Origin of the sequence: Nostoc sp. GT001, assembly GCF_030382115.1 — a bacterium.
Taxonomy (GTDB): Bacteria; Cyanobacteriota; Cyanobacteriia; order Cyanobacteriales; family Nostocaceae; genus Nostoc.
Genome location: NZ_JAUDRJ010000003.1, coordinates 5,588,093 through 5,613,022, shown reverse-complemented (window position 1 = coordinate 5,613,022; position 24,930 = coordinate 5,588,093). Strand labels below are relative to the sequence as shown.

Below are 24,930 nucleotides of genomic sequence, written 5' to 3'. Positions count from 1 at the left end.
AAGTAATAAATAAATGATTGAATCCAATTATCCTGAAACTAATATTGATGAATTAATACATAAAAATGTTGAGCAGATTAGCAAAAACCAAGCTCATTCTCAGTTAGGAGATTCACAATCTAATCTAGACACATCAAACTTGAAGTTAAGTATTAGTTATATTGAAACTTTTATTGAAAATGCAGAATCTCGTTCAAGTGCCCGTACAAAGTGGCCAGATAAACTTAATCTTTTTCCTTTGAATTTAAGTGGTAAGTTGCAAAAACTTATTCTAAAAATCATGAATTTTATCTTTAAAGATCAACGAGAAATCAATTTTAGTATAATTAATTCCCTAAAAGAGTCTGTAGCACTTAATCACCAGATGGTGGAACACATTGCGACTTTAAAAACGCAAGTGGATAACAACATCCAAGGGCTAGATGAGCGCCTGATTGCTATGGATAATCGCTTTCCAGGATTGGATGAGCGCCTGGTTGCTATGAATAACAGCATCCAAGGGCTAGATGAGCGACTGGTTGCTATGGATAATCGCTTTCCAGAGTTGGATGAGCGCCTGATTGCTATGGATAATCGCTTTCCAGAGTTGGATGAGCGCTTAGTTACTCTGGATAACAGCATCCAACAATTAGATAGGCGCTTGATTGCTGTAGAGAATCGCTTTCAAGGGTTGGATGAGCGCTTAGTTACTCTGGATAACAGTATCCAAGGAATAGATGACAGCTTAAATGCTATTCATACTTTAATTACCAACTGGTTAACTGGCGTTCAAGAACGTTTGGATACTCTGAATCGTCTAGTACAAGAAATAGATGAGCATAAAAATATTGTAGATGCTCGTATTGAAAGAATGGGCGATCAATTAATTACAACAGATAATCGTATAAATACAGCAAATGCTCGTATTCAAGAAATCAATGAGCATTACATCAGAAACGATAGTTACCTCAAAAATGACTTAATGCAGCAAAAACGTTTAATAACAGTGTTTTTGGAAGATGCAAGAAAACGTTTACCAGAACCTTTTACTCAAAAGGAGTTAGAAACCTTTGTAAATGAAGATATGCACTTTTTAGATGCCTTTTATGCTGCATTTGAAGAGCAGTTTCGAGGTAGTCGAGAAGAAATATTAGACAGATTAAAAGTTTATTTGCCATTGATTGAGGAAGCAAAGATAGGCACATATGAATCACCAATTTTAGATGTAGGTTGTGGGCGTGGTGAATGGCTGGAGTTGCTACAGGAATCTGGATATACAGCCAGAGGTCTGGATATCAACAAAGTAATGGTAGAACAATCCCGCTCCAGGGGATTTGAGGTGATAGAAGCGGATGTAATGGTTTATGTACAATCTTTACCAGATAGTAGCTTAGGAATGATAACAGGTTTTCATATTATTGAGCATCTAACTTTTCCAAAGTTAATGAAATTTTTCACTGAAGTAGTCAGGGTACTTAAGCCTGGTGGATTAGCCATTTTTGAAACACCTAATCCTCAAAATGTATTAGTTGGTAGTTGTAATTTTTATTTCGATCCCACGCATCATAATCCTTTGCCAAGCTCCATGATTAAATTTATTCTGGAAACGCAAGGTCTACACCAAGTAAAAATTCTCAATCTTCACCCTTACCCAGAAACTTATAAGCTCAGTGGTTCTGAGGTAGCTGAACGATTTAATGATTACTTTTACGGAGCGCAAGATTATGCAGTTGTAGGATACAAATTATAGACTCAAAAATTGAATGTATTAATTACCATATGAGCGAATTACAACCATCTCTAAGAATTGCTATAGATTTAACTCCTCTACGACCTGGTGGTGAAAATGGAGGCGCTAAAGTTTTAGTATTGACCCTACTAAAGCAATTTCAAGAATTAGCACCTCATCATTATTTCTTACTCCTTACAGCTCCTTGGAATCATTTAGAATTAGCCCAATACGAGACTAACAGGATGGAGCGACTATTAGTTCCTGATTTAATTGATACACCAAAAAAAAGTAATTTGGGGCTTTTCTCTAGACTTGTAAAAAAAATAGTTAATAAAATCAACTTTAAGTTAAATGATTTTATAGGCTCTAGCTCCTTACTGAAAGAAAATAAGATTAATTTACTATTCTGTCCTTTCTCTGCACCAACATATGCTGACAAAGATATTCCGTTAGTAGCTATTGCTTATGATTTACAGCATTTAGACTATCAATTTTTCTTTACTACTCAAGAACAGCAACATCGAACAAAATTTATAGTTGAGCTTCTTAATAAGTCTCAAAAAATCATTTGTATTTCAGATTTTACACGCCAATCATTTATCAAGCATTTTAAAACACCCCCTGATAAACTTGCTGTTATACCAATTTCTATTCATGAACGCCTAGTTGAATTAAATGAAAGCACTGTGATAGAGCATCTCAGCAGTATAGGTCTAGCAGGACGAAAATATGCATTTTATCCTGCTAACTATTGGCCACATAAAAACCATCGTATCCTGTTAACAGCCTATGGAATATATAAAAAACAGTTTCCAAATTCATTTTTAGATTTAGTTTTTACAGGTGCATTAGAACATGAAGAAAAGCACTTAAAGGAAGCAGTAGACCTTATGGGTTTGAGTGACAATATCCTATTTTTAGGATTTTTAAATCAAGAGGCATTAACAGCGGTTTGGCAAGGATGCCAATGTTTAATTTTCCCTTCACTATATGAAGGATTTGGGATTCCAACTTTAGAGGCAATGAAATTTGGTAAGCCAGTATTATCTAGTAATGCTGCTAGCTTACCAGAAGTTGGAGGAGATGCCGTTATCTATTTCGATCCTCGAAAACCAGATGAGATAGCATCATGTTTGGCAAAGATTAGCGGTAATCAATTATTAGTTGAACAACTGGTAAAAAAAGGGTTTCAAAGATTAGAGTTATTTGATGGTAAGGAAATGGCTTACCAATATCTAAGTATCTTTCAAAAAGAGGCTTTAAATCAAAAGACATTAGTTCAAACAATGATTTCTGGCATTTATGATGATGGTTGGTCAGAACCTGAGTTTCATATTTCCATAGAGCCAGGTTTGTCAGGGCGAACTCTAGAGATTTTGTTTGAAACTCCTGAATTTTATCCAACCTCTAAAGCCACGATAAAATTACGTACTAAACAGAGAAAAGCTTCTTACAATTGCCTTCGGGGCGAATCACAGAAAGTTATTTGGCCACTTTTGCCTACAGGTGAAGTGGTAACAGTGCAAATATCGCCTAGCTTTCAACCTAGTCAACTAAATCTGAACTCGGATCAACGTCGGCTTGGGTTAATGGTACGCCATTGTCGAGTAAACTTAGTTGATGGGTCATCTAGTTCAATTTTAGCATTAGAGAGTGTGGTGTGAACTTAAAATTTAGCGTTATTACACCTTCTTTTGGTCAGGGTTGTTTTATAGAAAGAACTATACAGAGTGTGCTATCTCAACAATTGGCAGATACAGAAATGGAGTATGTAATCTGTGATGGTGCTAGTACCGATGGGACTGTAGAAATCTTAAAAAATTACGATAAGTACATAAAGTGGGTTTCAGAACCTGATAAAGGACAAGCAGATGCCGTTAATAAAGGTATCGCTATGACCACAGGTGACATAATTGCTTGGATTAATTCTGATGATATTTACTATCCAGGAACTTTTCAGGCGATTAAAGAGATTTTTGAATCTTATCCCAATATAGAAGCTATATATGGTGATGCCGATCACATTGATGAACAAGACCGAGTTATTGAAGCTTATCCGACTGAGGCTTGGAATTATCAACGTTTAATCGAAACTTGTTTTCTCTGCCAACCATCAGTATTTTTTCGCCGTAGTCTAGTTAAAAAATATGGCGACTTGAATGATTCTCTCAAGTACTGTATGGACTATGAGTTGTGGCTTCGTTATGCAAAGAATACAGCATTTCATTATATACCACGCAAGCTTTCTGGTTCTCGCTTATATAAGACTAATAAAACACTGGGTCAACGGATAGCTGTGCATTATGAAATAAATAATATGATGCATTCCAAATTTGGAAATGTGCCAGATAAATGGATTTTTGCTTACGCACACGTAAAGATAGAAGAGAATTGGAAGTTAGACAGAACAAAACCTCTTCAAAACATGATTTTTGTGAATGCAGTAATTTTTAATAGTCTGTGGTCATTTTATCATTGGAAAAAATCGATTTCAGTTAATGCATCAGTCAGGATGATTTGGTGGTTAATTGCTGCCAATATATTTCTGATTAAAAATTTAGTTTTACTATTGAAAAGATTATGAGGATCGGTTTTGATATTAGTCAAACTGGAAAAGCCAAGGCAGGATGTGGATACTTTGCTGATAGTCTTATAAAACACCTAGTAAGCTGCGACAAGAATAATGAGTATTTGCTTTACTCCGCATTTGGAAACACTTTTTGGGATACAGAGCATGGAACTAGCACGTGCCGCCTTCATAAAAGTAATTGTACTCATCTACTAGACCATTTCTCACATCATGAATCTCTAGCTTTTTGGAGTACTTCAGCAGCAATTGATGAAGAAAAATTGGGAAATCCAGATATTGTTCACGGGAACAACTTTTCATGTCCTCGTTTTACTTCTGCTCGGTTTGTTTATACTTTATATGATCTGAGTTTCCTAGATCATCCAGAATATACTTCTGAGGCCAACCGATGGAATTGTTTTAATGGTGTTTTCAATGCAGCAATGCAAGCTGACTTAATTATTGCTATTTCTGAATATTCTAGACAACGATTTCTGGAAATATTTCCCCACTTTCCAATAGAAAGAACTCGCGTAGTCTATTTAGGAAGTCGTTTTCAGGATGATCATAAGGAAAAACCTATTGCTGACCTCGAACCTGATAATTTTTGGCTTTCTGTAGGTACTTTAGAACCAAGGAAAAACTTACGCCGAACTTTGTTGGCGTACAAAAAATATATCGATATTTATAACGATCCTAAACCTTTGGTTTTAGCAGGAGGACAAGGATGGTTAGAAGACGATCTTGAAAGTTTCATTGTCAATATAGGCTTGACTAAGCATATTCGTAGACTAGGGTATGTGGATGATGATACACTAAACTGGCTATATAAAAATTGTTGGGCATTTGTTTATCCATCAATTTATGAAGGATTTGGATTGCCAGTGTTAGAGGCAATGGATCTTGGTGCAGCTGTTATAACTTCTAATACTACGAGTTTACCTGAAGTTGGCAAAGATGCAGTTTTATATGTAGATCCTACAAATGAAGCTGATATCGTGGCAGGATTTGCAAAACTTCAAGATGACAAATTGCGTCAGGTGTTGAGGTTTAATAGTCCAAGACAAGCCAATAATTTTTCCTGGTCGAAAGCAGCAAAGCAAGTAACTCAAGCATATATAGATGTTTTAGAACTTCCTAAAAAAACTTCTGAAAAGGAGATTAAAAAGCAATTTTTTATGAGTTAAATATAGGAATTTAACTCTAGCGTAAAAACGCTTAAACTAAATTTACTTTTTTAGAAAAGCTCATTCTCATTAGATGATTTTTCCCTATCGGCAGCAATACAACCTTGACAACTGTTGTGGTCTTAGTTGAAATTACAAAAATAGAGCATTTCAGACTTAATTGTAAAACAAAGTTTTGGATTTTCACTAAATAGTTTGCCATAACATATACTGAATAAACTTTTAAATTTTATTTTTTTAACAGTAGGATTATAACTGTGACTAGAAAAGCTCTCATTACCGGTTTAACTGGACAAGATGGCTCTTATCTTGCTGAACTACTACTAACCAAAGGCTATCAAGTCTTCGGCTTAGTCCGCCGCTCAAGTTCCAGTAATCTTGAGCGCATCAATCACCTTTCTGGCGATATCCAAATCCTCTCTGGCGACCTTTTAGATCAGTCATCTTTAATGGATGTGATTACCGAAGCTCAACCTGACGAAATTTATAATCTCGCCTCTCAAAGCTATGTTCCTCTGTCTTGGACACAACCTGCTCTCACTGCTGAATATACAGCCCTTGGTGTCTCCCGTATTTTAGAATCTATTCGTCGCTGCAAACCAGATGCCAGATTCTATCAAGCATCTAGTAGTGAAGTCTTCGGTCAACCTGATGAATCACCTCAAACTGAACGCACTGCCTTTCGTCCGCGGAACCCTTATGGTGTTGCCAAAGCATATGCTCATTGGATGACTGTCAACTATCGAGAGAAATACAATCTTTACAACTGCTGTGGTATTACTTATACTCACGAATCGCCTCGACGTGGGACAGAATTTGTATTTCGTAAAATCACCCATGCAGCTGCTCAAATTAAACTGGGTTTAGCAAATGAACTAAAATTAGGCAACCTAGATGCCCGTCGTGATTGGTGCTACGCCAAGGATGCTGTTTACGCTATGTGGCTGATGTTGCAGCAAGCACAACCTGATGACTATATCATTGCTAGTGGTGAAACTCACTCTGTCAGAGAACTCGTTGAGTGTGCTTTTAACTGCGTTGGTTTCAACTGGCAAGATTATGTCTCAGTTGATCCTGCTTTTTATCGCTCTGATGAACCAGTGCAGTTAGTTGGTTCCATTAATAAAATTAAGACGGAGTTAGGTTGGCAGCCTCAGCATTCCTTTGAGCAATTGATTGAGTTAATGGTTGACTATGATCTAAAAAAATTGAGCAACGGCGGAGCTTAAATATTCTGATGCTAAAAATTGTAGTTGATGCCACCCCAGTGGATTCAAAACCCAGTGGGGTTGGCTTTTATGTTGCTAATTTGATATGCGCTCTTGATGTATTACAAAAAGAAGAAAATTTTCAGTTAGGAGTAGTGTATCAACCAGGGTTAAAAAATTGGCTTCGGGGTGATTTCAGGTTTCCTAAATCTTTTAAACATTCTTCTCAACAGTATCTCTTGCCTTTACCTGTAAGAATTTCAGATTTATTATTAGCTTTAGCGTTTAAACCTAGTTTATCTTACTTTGAAAAATATTTTGGTTCTCCAGATATATTACATGGTACAAATTACTCAGTTTATCCCTGTCAAAATAGTTTAAAGGTAATGAATATATATGATCTGACTTTTATTAAATATCCTAACTATATAGATTCAGTTGTAAAAACATATACAGAAAAGGTAAAGCGATGTTTACAGTGGACAGATTTAGTTCTAACAATTTCAGAAAGCTCTAAAAAAGATATTATTGAATATTTGAAAGTAGACCCCAGCAAAGTCTATGTTACACCTTTAGCTAGTCGCTACTATCCTAATTACTTGTCTGAGGAAATTGCCCAAGAGCTAGAAAAACAAGCTAATTATGATTTTTCTAAGCCATATCTACTTTTTGTCAGCACAATAGAGCCAAGAAAAAATATTAATACTATAATCACAGCTTTTAATTTTTTAAAAGAAAAGTATAAAATTGAACATCAATTAATATTAATTGGTAAGAAAGGATGGAATTACGAACCGATATTTGCAGCTATTGAAAATTCCCCTTGGGCAAACCAAATTCATCATCTTAATTACCTATCCAATGAATTAGTTGCATTATTTTACTCAAAAGCTGATGTCTTCGTTTATCCATCTCACTACGAAGGGTTTGGTTTACCTGTATTGGAAGCAATGACTCTAGGCGCTCCTGTGATCAGTTCCAATACTTCCTCAATTCCAGAAGTTACAGGAGATGCTGCTATACTAGTTGACCCTAGTAACTCTATCCAACTAGGGGAAGCCATACTGAAAGTAATCAGTAATTCTCAGTTACGTCAAGAATTAATTTATCAAGGGAAAGCCAGAGCAAAATTATTTTCTTGGGAAAGAACGGCAAAAGAAACATTAAACGCTTATAGAACCATTATTTAATGAAAATAGTAGATAATACCTCTGCCAAACAATTAATTATTAACTTATCTATTCTCTTGTCTAAACCAACGGGTATAGGCAACTATGCTCAAAACCTTTTTCCTTATTTAAAATCTTTGCAACCGACTCTATTAGTAGCGCAAAAATGTCCCTATTTTGACTGCTATCCAATACCGTCAAACTTAACACCAGACCACGGTACAAAAGGTCATTTTAAGCGCCTGATTTGGACACAATTTCAATTACCACAAATATATAAAAATCTCAAATCTAATCTTTTATTCTCCCCGCTACCGGAAGCACCCCTTTATAGCAACTGCCGTTTTGTTGTCACATCTTTTGACATGATACCGTTGCGCTTTGGCAAACGCTTTTCACCACTTACACCCTACCATCGCTACTACACTCCCCAAGTTCTTAAGCAAGCACAACACATTATTTGCATCTCCCAGACTACGGCTAAAGACATCACTGATTTTTACCAAATTCCCGCCAGTAAAATTACTCCGATTCCTTTAGCGCACGATCGCACTCACTTCCTTCCTCTCAACCTCCCCACCAGCAACTACTTTCTCTATATTGGTCGCCAAGATCCTTACAAAAACATCCAGCGACTCATCAGTGCTTTTGCGGCGTTACCTAACTGCAAAGACTATGAACTATGGTTAGTAGGGCCAATTGATTCGCGTTACACCCCGACTTTAAAAATACAAGTTGCAGAATTGGGTGTAACTAATCAGGTGAAGTTCCTTGACTATGTACCTTACAGCGAATTACCAAAAATCATCAATGAAGCGATCGCTCTGGTTTTTCCTAGTCTCTGGGAGGGTTTTGGTTTACCTGTTCTCGAAGCAATGGCTTGTGGTACTCCCGTGATTACCTCCAATCTCTCTTCTTTACCTGAAGTGGCTGGCGATACGGCGATTCTGATCAATCCCTACAACACCGGAGAAATTACAGAGGCAATGCAGTCTATTGCAACTAATTCAGAATTGCGATCGCGCCTTTCTAGTCAAGGTATTACTCACTCTCAAAAATTCAGTTGGGAAAAAACAGGAAAAGCAACCGCCGAGGTGTTATCCCGTTACCTATAAATCAACGCCAGAATTTAAATGCAATGATTTGGGATTTTGTCAAGATTTCAGATTATCTTGACTAATGACTTGTAATTAATCCTAAATCCTTATGAAAGCACTAATTCTTTCTGGCGGTAAAGGTACACGCTTACGTCCCCTCACCTACAGCGGGGCAAAACAACTTGTACCAGTTGCTAACAAACCGGTTTTATGGTATGGCATTGAAGAAATGGTCGCGGCTGGTATTACTGATATTGGCATCATCATCAGTCCAGAAACCGGGGCAGAAGTCCAAGGAAAAACCGGAAATGGAGAAAACTTTGGAGCGAACATTACCTACATCGTACAAGATAAGCCACTTGGACTTGCTCACGCCGTCCAAATCGCTCGTCCTTTTTTAGGAGATTCTCCCTTTGTTATGTACTTAGGAGATAACCTGATTCAACTAGGTGAGTTACGTTACTTTCTGCAACAATTTAGCCAACAACAGCCAGATGCTTTGATTCTCTTACGTTCAGTTGCTAACCCTAGTGCCTTTGGTGTGGCTCAGGTGGATGAAACAGGACGGGTATTACAGTTAATTGAAAAACCCAAAGTTCCTCCTTCAAATCTGGCATTGGTAGGGGTTTATTTCTTTTCTCACCTTATTTATGATGCGATCGCAAATATTCAACCTTCCACCAGAGGCGAGTTGGAAATCACCGATGCTATTCAATACCTGATTAATCAGCAAAAGCAGGTTGTAGCCCACAATCTCCAAGGCTGGTGGTTAGATACTGGTAAAAAAGATGATTTATTAGAAGCTAATAGATTGATTCTCGATACTTATCTGACAGCATCAGTTGTGGGCGAAATTGATGCCCAAAGTCAGATTATTGGACGAGTCCAAATCGGGGTAAAATCTAAAGTAATTAACTGCACAATTCGGGGGCCAGTAATCATTGGTAGCAATTGTCATTTAGAAAACTGCTTTATTGGCCCTTATAGTAGCATCGCTAACAATGTCACACTCATTGATACTGATTTAGAACACAGCGTTATTTTAGAAGGTGCTAAAATTGTCGGCATCCATCAGCGCATTATTGATAGTGTGATTGGACAAAGGGCACAATTGAATCTTGCACCCCGTCGCCCTAAAGCCTTGCGATTTATGATTGGCGATGACTGTCAAATTGAACTAACGTGATTTACTTATTCAAAAGAAAAAAGCCACAGTCAAAATCTTATTCTAATACCTGTAAAATACAAGTATTAAATTATTCTCATAATTAAGACTGTGGCACATTACTGATAATATTAATGAGCATTGTACATACCAAAATTCCCGAAGTTATCCAACTCGAACCCCAAGTCTTTGGAGATGAACGCGGTTTATTTTTTGAAGCTTACAACCACCAAAAATTTGCTCAAGAGATAGGGATTGTTACGAACTTCGTCCAAGATAATCACTCTTGCTCTAAACAAAACGTCTTACGTGGATTGCATTATCAAATCCAACAACCTCAAGGTAAACTCATTCGGGCGATTGTTGGCACTATTTTTGATGTAGCCGTAGACATTAGAACAAGTTCGCCGACCTTCGGTAAGTGGGTAGGTTATGAACTCAGTGCTAAAAACAAACGCCTACTGTGGATACCACCAGGCTTTGCTCACGGCTTTCTGGCGCTTTCAGAAATAGCCGAAGTTCTCTACAAAACTACAGATTACTACGCGCCCCGAAGCGATCGCACAATTCTATGGAACGATCCAGATTTAGCGATAGATTGGCCCCTGAGTGAACCACCAATTTTATCAGCTAAAGACCAAGCGGGTAAATCTTTCAGAACTGCTGAAGTATTTGATTAAATGGTCATTGGTCATTGGATTTTGTCAGATACCCAGCCTCTTGTGATACCCTAAGCTTACTTTTATAGTGTGCGGAAAAACTTTGTCTTTCATCGGACTAATTCAAACCACGTTAAAGAGTGAGCGTGGCTTCTCTTGTACAAATGACAAATACTTCTCTACGAGAGGCTGCACTTCGACTACGCTCTGTTACCACGCCAACGGCTTCGCGGTAGTTGAATCTCGACTTCGCTCGATTACCGCGCAGTCGAAACTCAGTACAAGTGACAAATGACAAATGACTAAATCAATTTTGCTGATTGGTAGTAACGGTCAAGTGGGTAAGGAACTACAACAAATACTTTCATCATCCGGCGATATTATCTCAGTAGCACGCCCAACAGTAGACCTTACCCAACCCGATACCCTCCGCAAAGTTATCAGATCCAAGCAGCCACAAATCATCATTAATGCTGCCGCTTATACTGCTGTAGATAAAGCCGAAAGCGAACCCGAACTTGCTACCGCTATTAATGCTTTTGCACCCCTATTTCTTGCCCAAGAAAGCCAAAAGTTAGGAGCTTTTCTAATTCATATTTCGACCGATTACGTTTTTGATGGCAATGGCTGTAGCCCTTACCAAGAAACTGATGCGACTAATCCGTTGAGTGTTTATGGTAAAACCAAACTCGCTGGAGAAGAAGCTATTCGGGAAAATTGCGCCCATCATCTCATTCTCCGCACAGCTTGGGTTTATGGAACCTTTGGCAAAAGTAACTTTGTTAAAACCATGCTGCGACTAAGTGCAGAACGCCAAGAACTCCGTGTTGTCGCCGATCAAATTGGTAGCCCGACTTGGGCGCAAGATATAGCGGCAGTTATAGCCCAGACGATTCCCCAATTAACTCCAGAAATTAGCGGCACTTATCACTACACTAATAGCGGCGTTGCTAGCTGGTATGATTTTGCCGTCGCCATTTTTGAAGAAGCCCAACAGCTAGGCTTCCCTTTGAAAGTTGAACGTGTTGTCCCCATTACAACCGCCGAATATCCCACACCAGCCCGTCGCCCTGCTTATTCCGTCCTTGCTTGTGGAAAAATTGCGGCAATTCTAGGGACTTATCCCCCCCATTGGCGACAAAGACTCCGGCAAATGCTCACAGATTTGAAAATTGAGCATGGGGAATAGGGCATTGGGCATTGGGCATGGAGAAGAGACAAAGTAGACAAGGAAGAGGGAGGAGACAAGGGAGAGACTTGTTCAATCAATAATTCCCCCTTGTCTCCCTTGTCTCCCCTGCTCCCCCTGCTCCCCCTGCCTCCTCTGCTCCCTATTCGCTATTTCTTTTGACTTTTTAATACTCCCGTTTCATGTTGTATTGGCAAGACATCTAAAATATCAGTTTGGGAACAATATTTTAAATCATCTAGACAGTCAAGACGCAACAATCGTTGGCCGTGACTAGCTTGGTGAAGTAATCCTAATAAGTTATCTTGCCACTGAGAGTAAAGAGCGATCGCACTAATTACTTCATCGTTACCAGCGAGTTCTTCAGGTGACAACTTGGTTTGCTGCAAAATGCTATGAGCGATCGCACCTGCACAAACTGTATCCTCTAAGGAATAACTGCCTTCCCAACCGGAACCGACAATCCATACTGTCTCTGGTTGCTTATCTAAGAGAAATTGCACCACCGCCGCCCGGTTAATCAAGGCTGCTGCTAATACATTTGGGGAGTCTTGTACCCTTTGTAAAGCACGAGTGCCGTTTGTGGTACTGATAAACAAACGCCGCTCTTGCACTAATTCTGGTGTGCAGTCGAGGGGAGAGTTTCCCAACTCAAAACCAGCGACTTTCGCGCCGCCGCGTTCTCCAGCCCGCAGACGTTTTTCAGGGGGCCATTTTTCGCTAACTTCAATTAACTGATCTAAATCGCTGAATACTTGTACAGCTTCGCCTCCAGATGCCAAGACAGTCGCTATTGTGCTAGTGGCTCGCAAGACATCGACTGCGATCGCACATTCTGGCGCTTTATCCGTTGGAGTCAATTCAGGAGTGTGGTATACGAATAACTTCACGGGCTGGATACACCTGTTTTAATACTACTGCCGCAAATAACATTCTACCTAGTTGGTGTCACTAACTATAGTCACAATTATTCGCAAACAATTTTTTAGCATCAAATATGCACGATGTAACCCATTCAATACAAAAATACTCAAAAAGTCCATTTTTATGCTTTTAGACTTTCATATTTGCTGCACTATCCTGTAATCTAAAACAAGAACAGATTTTCTCAAGCTGTATTTGGCATTCCAAGTTAGCACCACTACGCATCCTGACTAATACTTAGCCAAATAGAAAGTAAAATTTTTACCTCCACTCCGCTCATCCCAAATCGAAAATCGCTATGGCACCTTTACCCGACTACCGCCCTAAACAACTATCTTTAGGCCCGTTGGAAGCGGAAATTTTAAATATTATCTGGGAACTTGGTTCAGCCACAGTCAAGGATGTACACGATCGCATCCTCGCCGATCCCAACCGCGAATTAGCGTATACTTCTGTAACCACAGTTTTACGTCGCCTCACTGATAAAGGTTGGCTGGCCTGCGATAAGAAAGAGCGGGCATTCTATTGGCGGCCAATGCTGAGTAAGCAGCAATCAGATGTAATCAAAGCTCACGAGCAGTTACAGCGATTTCTCGCGGTGGGAAATCCCGATGTTATTGCTGCCTTTGCCGATAGTCTAGATGAAGCAGCTAGTGAGCAAATAGCAGCGATCGCCAAACGGATTCAATCTGCACGCCAAGCCAGGGAGGAACAATGATGCATCTAATAATGATTTTGAATGCTTTGGCAGTTGCCTGGTGGTTAAGATCCACTTGGAATCAACCCCAAGGCAATTGGAGTCGGCGGTGGCAGCGATCGCTATTTTTGTTTCTCTTCCCGCCCTTGCTAATTTTTATGACAGCGATCGCGGTGCTGTTCATGGGGCCTCAAGGACAAATGGGCGGGATGTATACAGGCTCAATTAGCTATTTACTAGCATTAATTTATTTGGCATTTTTTGCCATTTCATGCATTAAACTTGCTTTCCAGGGTTGGCAGTCTGTAGAATCTGCCCGTAACTGCCCCTTAGTGAATGTTGGCGATAGACGAGCCAGACTGCTGCAAACGGGCGCGTTGTTTGCAGGTCAAATCGGTTTTTGGCAACCAGAGCTAGTAGTTAGCCAAGGATTAGTACAAACTCTCTCACCCGCTCATTTAGAAAGCGTCTTAGCCCATGAGCAAGGGCATCACCATTACAGGGATACATTCTGGTTTTTCTGGCTGGGTTGGGTGCGTTCTTGCACTGCATGGTTGCCAAATACAGAGCCTTTGTGGGAAGAACTTTTAGCTTTGCGCGAACTCCGTGCTGACAGTTATGCAGCATTGCAGGTAGACCCTCTGGTGCTAGCAGAATCACTTTTATTAGTGGTTAGTAGCGGCCCCGTTTTATCGGAAATTTGCTGTGCTGCATTAGGTTCCTCTGGTGCAGATCGTTTAGAACAAAGAGTAGAAGCTTTATTAGCACCAACAGAAGCAACCCCAGAAGCTCAATTGCAATCGTGGCATGGCTTTCTGTTGGCGTTCCTACCTCTACTGACTGTGATATTTCATAGTTAAGTTGAATTTAAAAAGCTACTACAGCACGAAATCGTTATGTTTGTAACGAAAATTATGTTATTTGTAACAAAATCGTGGTGTTTGTAACAAAAATCGTTATGTTTGTAACGAAAATCGTAGCGTTGCTAACAAAACTCGTAGTGTTTGTAACGAAAATCGTAGCGTTACTAACGAAACTCGTAGTGTTTGTAACAAAACTCGTAGCGTTGCTAACAAAACTCGTAATGTTTATAACGAAAATTGCAATCAAAACAAATTAACAAGCGGTAATTACGAACTACGAATTAAGCTTATTCGGCGTTGCTGAATTAAGGGATGATTCTTGTGGGGTGGGCATCCTGCCCGCCCGGAAATACAAGGGACGCTCATGTTGCCCATCTCACAAAAATAGTAAAATCATCCCGCAAATATGCAACCCCGCTTATTCTTCTTCTAGCAACTGTTCTATATATTTTTGTACCAAAGGCACTTGAAAAGCATTGCCTTCTGGAGTCAAGATTTCTTTTCGCGTTAGTTTGCGGATAACGCCTTTGTCTTGCTGTGTGGGAGTTTCCCCGTGGATTATCCGGCGCAGGAGAGAGCGATCGCGTGTAATTCATCTTTACGACCGACAAATAGCCTGGGATCTTCAATGAAAATATCTATTTGGCAAATGGCCCAATGTTGACTGCCAATAGTGCAGAACAAAGCATTGAAGCGATCGCCAATTTCCTAAACTAGATTAACAGCACAACCCCTTTAGCACCTTTGCCAAATACTCATACTGCTCTAAAGTATTGTAAATCTGCGCCGAAATCCTTACCAACAGCCGAGGTTTTTCCTGCCACGGCATCACCTGCACTTGAATACCAAACTTATCAAACAACTCATCGTGTACAGACATGAAATCGCGGTTTTCCAATATCGTAGGCATTGGCACAACCGCCATTGAACCAATCATCTCCTCTGGACAAGGCGGCTGCACCTCCAACGCTTCACAAAGTAGCTGTCTTCCCTGCAACACTAGCTGATGATTTTGCTGTCTCAATTCTTTCCACCCACCAGGTAACAAGGAACCCATAAAAGCGATCGCTTCCGGTACACACATATAAGCTGTAGGATCGTCTGTACCTGTCCAGTCAAATTCCAACTGAAAGCGGCTTTTATCAGTGCGTGGCGAATTTGTCCCGTGGCTAATTGTCAGAGGACGAATTTCTGACTGTTTATCTCGTCGCACATACAAAAATGCTGCCCCTTTAGGCGCACACAGCCATTTATGACAATTCCCGGTGTAATAAGTTGCGTCAATCTCTCGTAAATCGAGAGAAATCATTCCAGGCGCATGTGCCCCATCTATCAATGTATCTACACCCCGTTGTTGCAACTCCTTCGCCAACTCTTGCATCGGGAAAATTAGCCCTGTCTGACTGGTAACATGATCCAAAAGTGCTAATCGTGTTTTTGGTGAAACTCGCTCAATTACTGCTGCGATTACTTGCTGTGGCGAGTCAATGGGGAAAGGAATTTTTGCCACTACCACCCGCGCACCAGTGCGACTGGCAATAAAATCAAGTGCATTGCGGCAAGCATTATATTCGTGGTTGGTTGTAAGTATTTCGTCCTCTGGTGAAAACGTCAGCGACCTTAACACCGAATTAACGCCAGTCGTCGCATTGGGGACAAATACCAAATCCTGCACATCAGCACCTACAAACGCCGCTAACTTACTTCTGGCATCGTCTAGCAGAGGTTCCCATTCCCTACCAAAAAAGCGTAAGGGTTCATGTTCGAGGTGCGATCGCAAACGTTGTTGAAATTCCAGCACTTGTTTAGGACAAGCACCAAAAGACCCATGATTCAGAAACGTCACAGCCGAGTCAAGCGACCATAAGTCTCTGATGGATAATCTAGAATCCAAAATTTAAAATCCAAAATTGATAAACTCCCCAGGCTGGATTCGAACCAGCGACCAATCGATTAACAGTCGATCGCTCTACCACTGAGCTACTGAGGACCACTCACGATTTATAATCTTAGGGCTAAAAATAGTATTTGGCAAGTACTTTCGCCAATATTTTTTTTAGATAGTTAATTTAGAGAAATTTTGCAGCCAAAATCGATTCAGGAACTTAAGCAGAGACTCTGAGATACTAAATATCTACTGTAATCCCATTCGTAATTCAGCCAGACGCTGCCGCGCCTTAGCATCAATGGCATTAGCTAAAAACCGACTCTTAGATTGTTTGCGCGTATGATACTTCTGTCGCATCCGGCATACAGTGGTTTCCACTTCCCCACAGAGTTGCTGTGCTGACAACCATTCAGCCCCATATCCTTGGATCATCAACTGCTGTGCCCGATCTGATGTAGCAACAATCACACGAGAAATCAAAGATTGGGCTATTTGGTGGCGAAAAGAAGCGCAGGATTTTTCAATATAAGTATCTGCGGTTTGCCCAAAATCAGTGTAATAAACAGATAAAAGCTCAGTAATAATTTCTTTATTACTAGAGGTGTTCTGATATTGGGCATCAAAAACTATCTGAGTTGTGTAACCTTGAAACGCACTATAACCAGTCATCGCTTCCACAAGTTCGCCCCGTGCAGCCTCTAATCCAACGCTATCACGCGTTTTTTTAAGGCAAGGCCAAGCGCCTATGATATTGTAGCCGTCCACTAACAAAACGGCTTGGAGTAAGGAACGGGGCATGGTTTTTGATCACAATTTTCTAGAGTTAACAAAATTCATTCATAAGTTTTATAATAATTGATGCATAGTCTGTAACACTATGCTACACAGAATAAAAAATACGGCAGCCTCACAAAACTCAAACTTCAGATAGACCCACCAACTTAAAACGCGCCTTTGTTTAAAAGGCGCGTTACAGTTCTTTATTAGTAGTATTCAGGAGTGCTAAGTACAATGAATTTTACTCAGCACTCAATTAAGAGGCTTCGCTGTGTACCTCCATCAGACGTTGTTTGAGGCGTTGGGCTTCCCCACTATCAACCAAAGAGCCTTTTTCTAGCAAAAAAGCGCCGTCACAGTAATTTAGCTCATCTAATCGATGTGTCACCCAAAGGGCTGTAATACCTCGACTTTTGACAAGGCGGCGGACACCAGCAACTAAATCCAACTGGCTATCTGGATCTAGTAAAGCAGTGGGTTCATCTAATAATAGAACTTCACAGCGACGGGCGATCGCACCTGCGATCGCGACTCGCTGTTTCTGTCCGCCAGAAAGTGCATAGATAGGGCGTCGTTGCAAAGTAAGCAAATTCACCGCTCCTAACGCCTCCTCAACCCTGGCTCTGGTAGCAGCAGGTGGCAACTTTTCTTCCACCAATCCAAAAGCCACATCAGCACCAACCGTTGGCATCACCAGTTGATGATCCGGATTTTGGAAGACAAAGCCAACGGGTTGTAAAACCCGAATTTCGCCAGATTCAGGAGCTAATAACCCCGCCAGCAGTCTCAGTAAAGTAGATTTTCCGCTGCCATTTGTACCCAAGAGCATCCAAAACTCACCCTTGGGTACTTCTAAAGAGCAAGATTTGATCACTTTCTCTCCATTAGGCCAACTGAAATTTAAATCCTTGACCTCAATGCCCACTTGAGCCATTTGTCAACCTTGGTTACTCAGCAGCTACAGCGAAAAAGCCAGGTGGTCTGCCGCCACCAGGAGTTGTACCATCTTTCTGAACAATCTGCACTCCAGAAATTTCACTAGCGCGGACAGCAATTTTTTTCTCTGTCTTGCCTTCGCACTTGAGTTCTACAATGTCAGGGTTCCCAGAACGGATTGCTGCCAAAATTAGCTGATAGACAGCCTCAGCATCCTCTGCTGACTTACGTTGTACTGAGATCGGGAAAGCAGTGTTTCTGATGCTTAAATCGATGGTAAACATTTAGCAATAATCAAATTTAACTGTGGACTCATTTTAGCGTCAGCTGACTGATTCTAGGAAAATGGGCATTAGAAGAGGCAGAGGGGCAGGGGGCAGGGCGCAAGGGGGAGAATTCAAATTACCTCTTTCCTCTGTGCTCATCTGCTCTATCTACCTCATCTGGATAAAAAATTAATTTTTATTACAAAACCCCTAGAAAAATTAGCGATTTACACCTAATATGATTAAAGGTGTGTAAAAAATTGTAAACTTGGTTAACAACCTGGTTAACTTTCTGCTTATGGAAGGCTCTTATATGGCCATCTATAATACAGATACAACCTGTACTTATAAACATTTGGAGATTTGCTCTAATGACCATCGCAGTTGGACGTGCCCCTAGTAGAGGGTGGTTTGACGTTCTAGACGACTGGCTCAAGCGCGATCGCTTCGTATTCGTAGGTTGGTCAGGGATACTATTATTCCCCTGCGCCTTCCTAGCACTAGGCGGTTGGCTGACCTAGGCACCACCTTCGTAACCTCTTGGTACACCCACGGATTAGCCTCCTCCTACTTAGAAGGAGCTAACTTCCTGACAGTAGCAGTATCCACCCCCGCCGACAGCATGGGACATTCCCTATTGCTGTTGTGGGGACCAGAAGCCCAAGGCGACCTCACCCGTTGGTTCCAACTGGGTGGCTTGTGGCCATTCGTTGCCCTACACGGAGCCTTCGGTTTGATTGGCTTCATGTTACGGCAATTTGAAATTGCGCGTCTAGTAGGGATACGTCCTTATAACGCTCTGGCTTTCTCCGCTCCCATTGCAGTATTCGTCAGCGTATTTCTGATGTACCCCTTGGGACAATCTAGCTGGTTCTTTGCACCCAGCTTTGGGGTGGCTGCAATTTTCCGATTCCTACTATTCCTGCAAGGCTTCCACAACTGGACACTCAACCCCTTCCACATGATGGGTGTTGCGGGTGTATTGGGTGGTGCTTTATTGTGCGCCATTCATGGTGCCACAGTCGAAAACACCTTGTTTGAAGACGGCGATGGTGCTAACACCTTCCGCGCCTTCAATCCCACCCAGTCGGAAGAAACCTACTCAATGGTGACAGCAAACCGTTTCTGGTCACAGATTTTCGGGATTGCTTTCTCTAACAAGCGCTGGTTGCACTTCTTTATGTTGTTCGTGCCAGTCACAGGCTTGTGGATGAGCGCCGTCGGCATCGTCGGTTTAGCACTCAACCTGCGGGCTTATGATTTCGTCTCCCAAGAATTGCGGGCGGCGGAAGACCCTGAGTTTGAAACCTTCTATACCAAAAACATTTTGCTGAACGAGGGTATCCGCGCTTGGATGGCTCCTCAAGATCAACCCCACGAACAATTTGTATTCCCTGAAGAAGTTCTACCTCGCGGTAACGCTCTCTAAGAATTCAAATTTGACCATGACCTGAATTAGGGTTGTGGTTGGCGAAAATTGACAGACCTAGATAAAATAATCTCCTTTTAATCAGCCAATAAAGTGTCAATTTTCACTATTCTCCAGTAATCTCCCATCAAAGAGGTGGGAGATTTTTCTTCTATATATGGTTAATATCTCTAAATTTATATGTTATGTTAGGTGAAGGTTATGAACCCAGAGTAAATTCTCTGCCCTTTTGAAACTAAGACCGCTTAGGCAATAAGGAGGTGATGCCCATGATAGAAAGTAGTAAATGCATGGGTCATCAGGTTGCAGTTAGTCGGCTGCGCGCCGGGGCTGTTCTCTAAAAGTTAGCCTTAGTTATCTTTGAGATACTAAGTTAGCTCAAGTAGCTAGGCAAGCTCGGAGTTCCTTCCGGCAGTCTGGTTGCAACCTGAAGACCCGCTAGACCGCTCTGATTTAGATCGTCTGATCTAAATCAGGGCGGATAGTTTTTTAGGGGTGATTTTTGTTTTTTCAATGGTTGCTTTTAAAAAATAGATAGCGATGGCTGCCGTGAACAAAGGCAACCGATTTAAGTTTTCTTAAAAAGCATAAATATCTTGCCTTTAACCTTGGAGTATATGACCAAATGTGAGAAATAGCGTCTATCTACCAAGCCCTATTTAAATCTAGACACACGAATTGTGGCTTAATTTATCCTCCCATACTTTGTGTGTGGAGAATAAAAGCAGTTTGCCTTTGTCAGATGCAAAATGTTGTAACAAATATATAAGTAGGAATTTCTTGATATGCCACAACTACTCACCGAAGCGGAAATTCAAGAACAGGCAAAGATTCTGTCAGATTGGACTGTTAAAGACTCCAAGTTGCAGATTACCCGCACATTCAAAGATTTTATTGCAGCAATTGAGTTTGTCAATAAGCTGGTTGAGCTGACTGAATCAGCGGGACATCATCCAAATATAGAAATTTCCTACAATAAAGTGAAGATTACACTTACAACACATGATGCAGGCGGATTGACGCAGTCAGACTTTGATGTAGCACGGGTGATTTCCCAGATCAACTAACTGATTTCTTCTAACATCTTGCACCAGACTACAGAAAGTCACTGCGATATACGGTTTATATAGCCGAGCTAGTGTGTTCTAACTGGCATGAAATTTATACCATAGGTCAGTGGAAGAAGTGATTTTTGATGGCAAACTGCTAAATGTCTTAGGCTTTCAGCAATTTAGCCTGCATAGAGAGTGAATGACCCAAACCCTACTCCCTGCTTAGATATTTAGATAAGTCTGTGTGACAGTTATTAAGGCGATCGCTGCAATCTTGCCATCTAGATCAGATGTTTTATAATGTTATGATATAAAGATATGTTTTTGCATAAGTTAATCACATCAGTTTTTAACCCAAAGTTAATCGTTTATTAGCTTTGCAAAAACTAGAATTGTAGTAGTGACAACTATGCCTCATCCATAGGTTTCAATGAGATGTCGCATTTTCGAGAATTAGGTGTAACGAAACCAATTATCTAAACAAGGTGTGAGGAGTAAAGTGAAAATGTCTAATCTATTATGGAAATCCTTAGTGGTTAGCCCAGCAGTTTTGGGAGCAACATTGTTAGTTTCGGCAACAGCAATGGCGGCCCCAAACCCAACCACACAAGTATCAGCAGCCAAACAACTAGGTGTAACCGAAGTTGCCCAACAGCCAGAAATATTGGCTCAAACAACCATAGATCAAGTTAATCGCTACAGCAGTGAAGGCAACCAAGGTAATTCTCAGTCTCAAGTAACATCGGTTTCTCAATTTTCCGATGTACAACCTACTGACTGGGCATTCCAAGCATTGCAGTCCTTGGTTGAACGCTATGGTTGTATTGCAGGTTATCCAAATGCGACTTATCGCGGTAATCGTGCTTTGACCCGTTATGAATTTGCCGCTGGTTTAAATGCCTGTTTGGATCGGGTTAACGAATTGATTGCCACAGCAACCGCTGACTTGGTAACAAAACAAGATTTAGCCACCTTACAACGGTTGCAAGAAGAATTTTCCGCAGAATTGGCAACCCTACGTGGTCGTGTAGATTCCTTAGAAGCGCGGACTGCTGAATTGGAAGCGAATCAGTTCTCCACCACCACAAAACTAGTCGGTGAAGCCATTTTTGGTGTTACTGATGTGTTTGGAGGTAACACTGGTGACAACAACAATACTGTCTTCCAAAACAGAGTACGTTTAGACTTGCAAACCAGCTTCACTGGTAAAGACGTTTTACATACTCGTCTCGCTGCTGGTAATGCAACAGCCTTTACACAATTTGACAACGCTAATAATCCACTCAATACTGCTGAAGGCACACAAACATTTCAAGCTGGTATCGGCGATGGTAACAACAGTGTCAAGATAGACCGCTTGACTTATGAAGCTCCCGTAGACCCAGCCCAAGTTTACCTCGCAGCTAGTGGTGGACGACACAGCCATTATGCTGCTGTCAACAATCCTTACTTTTTTGATAATACTGACGGTGGTAACGGTGCTTTATCTACCTTTGCTTCTGAAAGTCCCATCTATAGGATTGGTGGCGGTGCTGGTATAGCGCTCAATCTGCCCCTTGGTAAAGGTGGTGGTATTTTAGGAAATAGCTCAATCACTGCGGGTTACTTGGCATCACAAGCTAACGATCCTGCTCTTAGTTCAGGTCTGACCAACGGCGACTATGCCGCTTTAGGACAGTTGAACTTTAGTGTAGGCGATCGCGTAGCTTTAGCTGCTACCTACGTCCACGGATATAGTGCCAGTGGTGCTTTATTCGACTCTGGTACAGACGGAACAACTGGAGGTTTTGATGTAGGTACTGGACAAGCTAACTTTTTAGGTAATGCAGCCGGTCTAGCAGGAGGTGTAGCAACCCCAGCTAGCAGCAACTCCTACGGTGTGTCGGCTGCGTTTAGACCTAGCGACAAACTATCCATTAGTGGATTCGTCTCTTACCATGACGTTACAGGTGTCGGTGCAGGTGATGATTATCAAGCTTGGAGCTACGGTTTAGGGGTAGCCTTACCTGATTTCGGTAAAAAAGGTAACGTTTTAGGTGTTTTTGCTGGTGCAGAACCTTATTCCTTTAACCGCCCAGGTTTTGGTGGCAACAATGATATACCCTACCACTTTGAAGGCTTCTACAAGTATCGTGTGTCGGATAACATCTCTGTAACTCCTGGTGTAATCTGGTTGACCTCTCCTGGTCAAAACAGCGATAATGATGATGCTATTATCGGTACGCTCAGAACTACTTTCACCTTCTAGAGTGTTGATTATCTGCTGACAAATTTGAACTCTATTTCTCCCCGCCATTAGGTGGGGTTTTTTGTTTTCGATAATAATAATGGATAAACCCCAGTAGTTAACCGGAGTATAATAGAAAAGTTAGGAGTTAGAAGTTATGAGTTATGGCGGGTTTGAGATGAATAGACCAGAGTAATACCCACTCTACAAGTGACTTACGCCGCAAGCAGCTTTTTATGAGCGAGCTTTTTTAGTAGAAGTTGGCGGTATAAAGCTACATATTGCGTAGTATCTTAATTCTACCAATTTGAGATTTTGAATTTTGGATTTGAGATTGAAGGAAAAAGCGTTCGACTGAGCGCTCACGCCGAAATCTCAAATCCAAATTGAATGACTCCTAACTCCTAATTTCTACCCCTAACTTAATTGCTGCTTGTGGAACTATCCTGTAAATCAGAATACGCAATTCTCGCCTTATTAGAGATGGCTGCTCATTACGAAAGCGGCGAACCGCTGCAAATTCGACAAATTGCAGCACAACAAAACATACCCGATCGCTATCTGGAACAGCTACTAGCAACCTTGAGGCGTGGCGGTATAGTTAAAAGTCAGCGTGGATCAAAAGGTGGCTATCTATTAACGCGAGAACCTCGAAAAATCATCCTTTTTGAAATTTTAGAATGTTTAGAAGGGTTAGAAGCGCGGGCTGGTGAAGAAAACGTTAATTCCAAAAGCATAGACAGTTCAGTTATAGAAGAAATTTGGCAAGAAGCAAGTCGCGCGGCAAATTCAGTCTTGCAAAAATATACGCTCCAGGATCTTTGTGAAAAACGAGATTCGCGGCGCCAATTAGATATCATGTACTACATTTAGTCAAGAGTCATTTGTCATTTGCTGATGACTAATGACCAATAACAAATAATTAATAATTAAGGACCAATTTATGCGAATAGCTCGTAACATTACAGAACTTGTTGGTCGTACACCCCTAGTACAGTTGAACCGCATTCCTCAAACAGAAGGATGTGTTGCGGATATTGTGGTGAAACTGGAAAGTATGAACCCATCGGCATCAGTTAAAGACCGGATTGGGGTAAGTATGATTAACGCCGCAGAGGAGGAGGGGCTAATTACTCCTGGGAAGACAGTATTGGTAGAACCCACTTCTGGAAACACCGGTATTGCCCTAGCAATGGCAGCAGCCGCTAAGGGTTATCAATTAATTTTGACAATGCCAGAAACGATGAGTGGAGAGCGTCGGGCAATGTTGCGAGCTTATGGAGCAGAACTGGAACTAACACCAGGAATGGAAGGCATGAGTGGGGCAATTCAACGAGCGCAGCAAATAGTTAATACTACACCAAATACCTATATGTTGCAGCAGTTCCGCAATCCAGCTAATGCAAAAGTGCATCGGGAAACTACAGCGCTTGAAATCTGGGAAGATACCGATGGACAAGTTGATATCATTGTGGCGGGAGTGGGTACAGGTGGTACGATCACTGGTGTAGCAGAAGTGATTAAAGCACGCAAGCCTAATTCCAAGGCGATCGCAGTTGAACCAGCCAATAGCCCAGTTTTATCTGGGGGACGACCAGGACCCCACAAAATCCAGGGAATTGGTGCTGGGTTTATTCCCCAAGTATTAAAGATAAAATTGATTGATGAAGTGATTACTGTCACCGATGAAGATGCGATCGCTTATAGTCGGCGTTTGGCAAAAGAAGAAGGGCTATTATCTGGCATTTCCAGTGGAGCAGCTTTATGTGCAGCAATTCGCGTCGCCCAACGTCAAGAAAATAAGGGACGTTTAATTGTGATGATTCAGCCTAGCTTTGGTGAGAGGTATTTGAGTACACCGTTGTTCCAAGACCTGGACGCAAGGTTAGCCACTAGCGTCAGTTAACGATACATTGA

The 24,930-nt window shown here is 41.2% G+C and carries 21 protein-coding genes, 1 tRNA gene and 1 pseudogene; 17 read left to right on the top strand and 6 right to left on the bottom strand.

Annotated elements, in window-relative coordinates; all coding sequences use genetic code 11:
- Nucleotides 1-13 precede the first annotated feature (13 nt).
- The 10 genes from QUD05_RS26605 (at nucleotide 14) to rfbD (ending at nucleotide 11,954) form a co-directional block, all read left to right on the top strand.
- On the top strand, nucleotides 14-1,729 hold the full coding sequence (locus QUD05_RS26605; protein WP_289798705.1) for a methyltransferase domain-containing protein: 1,716 nt from the start codon (nucleotides 14-16) through the stop codon (nucleotides 1,727-1,729).
- Nucleotides 1,730-1,758: 29 nt separating this feature from the next.
- Nucleotides 1,759-3,375, top strand: coding sequence for a glycosyltransferase family 4 protein (locus tag QUD05_RS26600; protein WP_289798704.1), 1,617 nt, complete (start codon nucleotides 1,759-1,761; stop codon nucleotides 3,373-3,375).
- Nucleotides 3,372-4,295: a glycosyltransferase family 2 protein gene (locus QUD05_RS26595; RefSeq protein WP_289798703.1), complete on the top strand. Its 924-nt coding sequence runs from the start codon at nucleotides 3,372-3,374 to the stop codon at nucleotides 4,293-4,295. Before QUD05_RS26600 ends, QUD05_RS26595 begins: the two co-directional genes overlap by 4 nt.
- Nucleotides 4,292-5,467: a glycosyltransferase family 4 protein gene (locus QUD05_RS26590; protein WP_289798702.1), complete on the top strand. Its 1,176-nt coding sequence runs from the start codon at nucleotides 4,292-4,294 to the stop codon at nucleotides 5,465-5,467. Before QUD05_RS26595 ends, QUD05_RS26590 begins: the two co-directional genes overlap by 4 nt.
- Nucleotides 5,468-5,724: 257 nt before the next feature.
- A complete protein-coding gene (locus tag QUD05_RS26585; RefSeq protein WP_289798701.1) occupies nucleotides 5,725-6,696 on the top strand; it encodes a GDP-mannose 4,6-dehydratase in 972 nt (323 codons plus the stop codon).
- A gap of 8 nt (nucleotides 6,697-6,704) precedes the next feature.
- Nucleotides 6,705-7,865, top strand: coding sequence for a glycosyltransferase family 4 protein (locus tag QUD05_RS26580; protein WP_289798700.1), 1,161 nt, complete (start codon nucleotides 6,705-6,707; stop codon nucleotides 7,863-7,865).
- On the top strand, nucleotides 7,865-8,959 hold the full coding sequence (locus QUD05_RS26575) for a glycosyltransferase family 4 protein (RefSeq protein WP_289798699.1): 1,095 nt from the start codon (nucleotides 7,865-7,867) through the stop codon (nucleotides 8,957-8,959). The genes QUD05_RS26580 and QUD05_RS26575 overlap by 1 nt, the downstream gene beginning before the upstream one ends.
- 91 nt (nucleotides 8,960-9,050) lie before the next feature.
- Complete coding sequence (locus tag QUD05_RS26570) at nucleotides 9,051-10,127, top strand: glucose-1-phosphate thymidylyltransferase (protein WP_289798698.1); 1,077 nt, start codon at nucleotides 9,051-9,053, stop codon at nucleotides 10,125-10,127.
- Between the two features lie 113 nt (nucleotides 10,128-10,240).
- Nucleotides 10,241-10,786, top strand: a complete 546-nt coding sequence (gene rfbC, locus QUD05_RS26565; RefSeq protein WP_289798697.1) for a dTDP-4-dehydrorhamnose 3,5-epimerase — start codon at nucleotides 10,241-10,243, stop codon at nucleotides 10,784-10,786.
- Nucleotides 10,787-11,063: 277 nt separating this feature from the next.
- On the top strand, nucleotides 11,064-11,954 hold the full coding sequence (rfbD, locus tag QUD05_RS26560; RefSeq protein ID WP_289798696.1) for a dTDP-4-dehydrorhamnose reductase: 891 nt from the start codon (nucleotides 11,064-11,066) through the stop codon (nucleotides 11,952-11,954).
- 149 nt (nucleotides 11,955-12,103) lie between these two features.
- Here rfbD and QUD05_RS26555 read toward each other — a convergent pair whose 3' ends face one another.
- Entirely contained in the window at nucleotides 12,104-12,844 is a 741-nt protein-coding gene (locus tag QUD05_RS26555; protein WP_289798695.1) for a 2-phosphosulfolactate phosphatase family protein, read from the bottom strand.
- 332 nt (nucleotides 12,845-13,176) lie between these two features.
- Here QUD05_RS26555 and QUD05_RS26550 point away from each other — a divergent pair, with 332 nt between their 5' ends.
- Nucleotides 13,177-13,596 carry a BlaI/MecI/CopY family transcriptional regulator gene (locus tag QUD05_RS26550; RefSeq protein WP_069069046.1) on the top strand — a complete coding sequence of 140 codons (420 nt, stop codon included), beginning with the start codon at nucleotides 13,177-13,179 and terminating at the stop codon, nucleotides 13,594-13,596.
- Complete coding sequence (locus QUD05_RS26545; protein WP_289800085.1) at nucleotides 13,596-14,435, top strand: M56 family metallopeptidase; 840 nt, start codon at nucleotides 13,596-13,598, stop codon at nucleotides 14,433-14,435. Before QUD05_RS26550 ends, QUD05_RS26545 begins: the two co-directional genes overlap by 1 nt.
- Nucleotides 14,436-15,156: 721 nt before the next feature.
- Here the strand turns inward: QUD05_RS26545 and QUD05_RS26540 are convergent.
- The 5 genes from QUD05_RS26540 to QUD05_RS26520 form a co-directional block, all read right to left on the bottom strand.
- On the bottom strand, nucleotides 15,157-16,332 hold the full coding sequence (locus tag QUD05_RS26540; RefSeq protein ID WP_289798694.1) for an aminotransferase class V-fold PLP-dependent enzyme: 1,176 nt from the start codon (nucleotides 16,330-16,332) through the stop codon (nucleotides 15,157-15,159).
- Nucleotides 16,333-16,356: 24 nt separating this feature from the next.
- Nucleotides 16,357-16,428, bottom strand: a tRNA-Asn gene (locus QUD05_RS26535).
- Between the two features lie 144 nt (nucleotides 16,429-16,572).
- Complete coding sequence (locus QUD05_RS26530; protein WP_289798693.1) at nucleotides 16,573-17,124, bottom strand: NYN domain-containing protein; 552 nt, start codon at nucleotides 17,122-17,124, stop codon at nucleotides 16,573-16,575.
- 235 nt (nucleotides 17,125-17,359) lie between these two features.
- A complete protein-coding gene (locus tag QUD05_RS26525; protein WP_289798692.1) occupies nucleotides 17,360-18,037 on the bottom strand; it encodes an ABC transporter ATP-binding protein in 678 nt (225 codons plus the stop codon).
- 13 nt (nucleotides 18,038-18,050) lie between these two features.
- Nucleotides 18,051-18,323, bottom strand: a complete 273-nt coding sequence (locus QUD05_RS26520) for a UPF0367 protein family (protein WP_012410874.1) — start codon at nucleotides 18,321-18,323, stop codon at nucleotides 18,051-18,053.
- A 353-nt stretch (nucleotides 18,324-18,676) separates the two neighbouring features.
- Here QUD05_RS26520 and psbD point away from each other — a divergent pair.
- The 5 genes and pseudogenes from psbD (at nucleotide 18,677) to cysK (ending at nucleotide 24,919) form a co-directional block, all read left to right on the top strand.
- Nucleotides 18,677-19,734 (top strand): annotated as a pseudogene (psbD, locus tag QUD05_RS26515) (photosystem II D2 protein (photosystem q(a) protein)).
- Between the two features lie 785 nt (nucleotides 19,735-20,519).
- Nucleotides 20,520-20,801 carry a 4a-hydroxytetrahydrobiopterin dehydratase gene (locus QUD05_RS26510; RefSeq protein WP_289798691.1) on the top strand — a complete coding sequence of 94 codons (282 nt, stop codon included), beginning with the start codon at nucleotides 20,520-20,522 and terminating at the stop codon, nucleotides 20,799-20,801.
- Nucleotides 20,802-21,291: 490 nt separating this feature from the next.
- Nucleotides 21,292-23,034 carry an iron uptake porin gene (locus QUD05_RS26505; protein WP_289798690.1) on the top strand — a complete coding sequence of 581 codons (1,743 nt, stop codon included), beginning with the start codon at nucleotides 21,292-21,294 and terminating at the stop codon, nucleotides 23,032-23,034.
- Nucleotides 23,035-23,448: 414 nt separating this feature from the next.
- Nucleotides 23,449-23,886, top strand: coding sequence for an RrF2 family transcriptional regulator (locus QUD05_RS26500; RefSeq protein WP_094352153.1), 438 nt, complete (start codon nucleotides 23,449-23,451; stop codon nucleotides 23,884-23,886).
- Between the two features lie 70 nt (nucleotides 23,887-23,956).
- Nucleotides 23,957-24,919: a cysteine synthase A gene (gene cysK, locus QUD05_RS26495; RefSeq protein ID WP_289798689.1), complete on the top strand. Its 963-nt coding sequence runs from the start codon at nucleotides 23,957-23,959 to the stop codon at nucleotides 24,917-24,919.
- The last annotated feature ends 11 nt before the right edge of the window (nucleotides 24,920-24,930 follow it).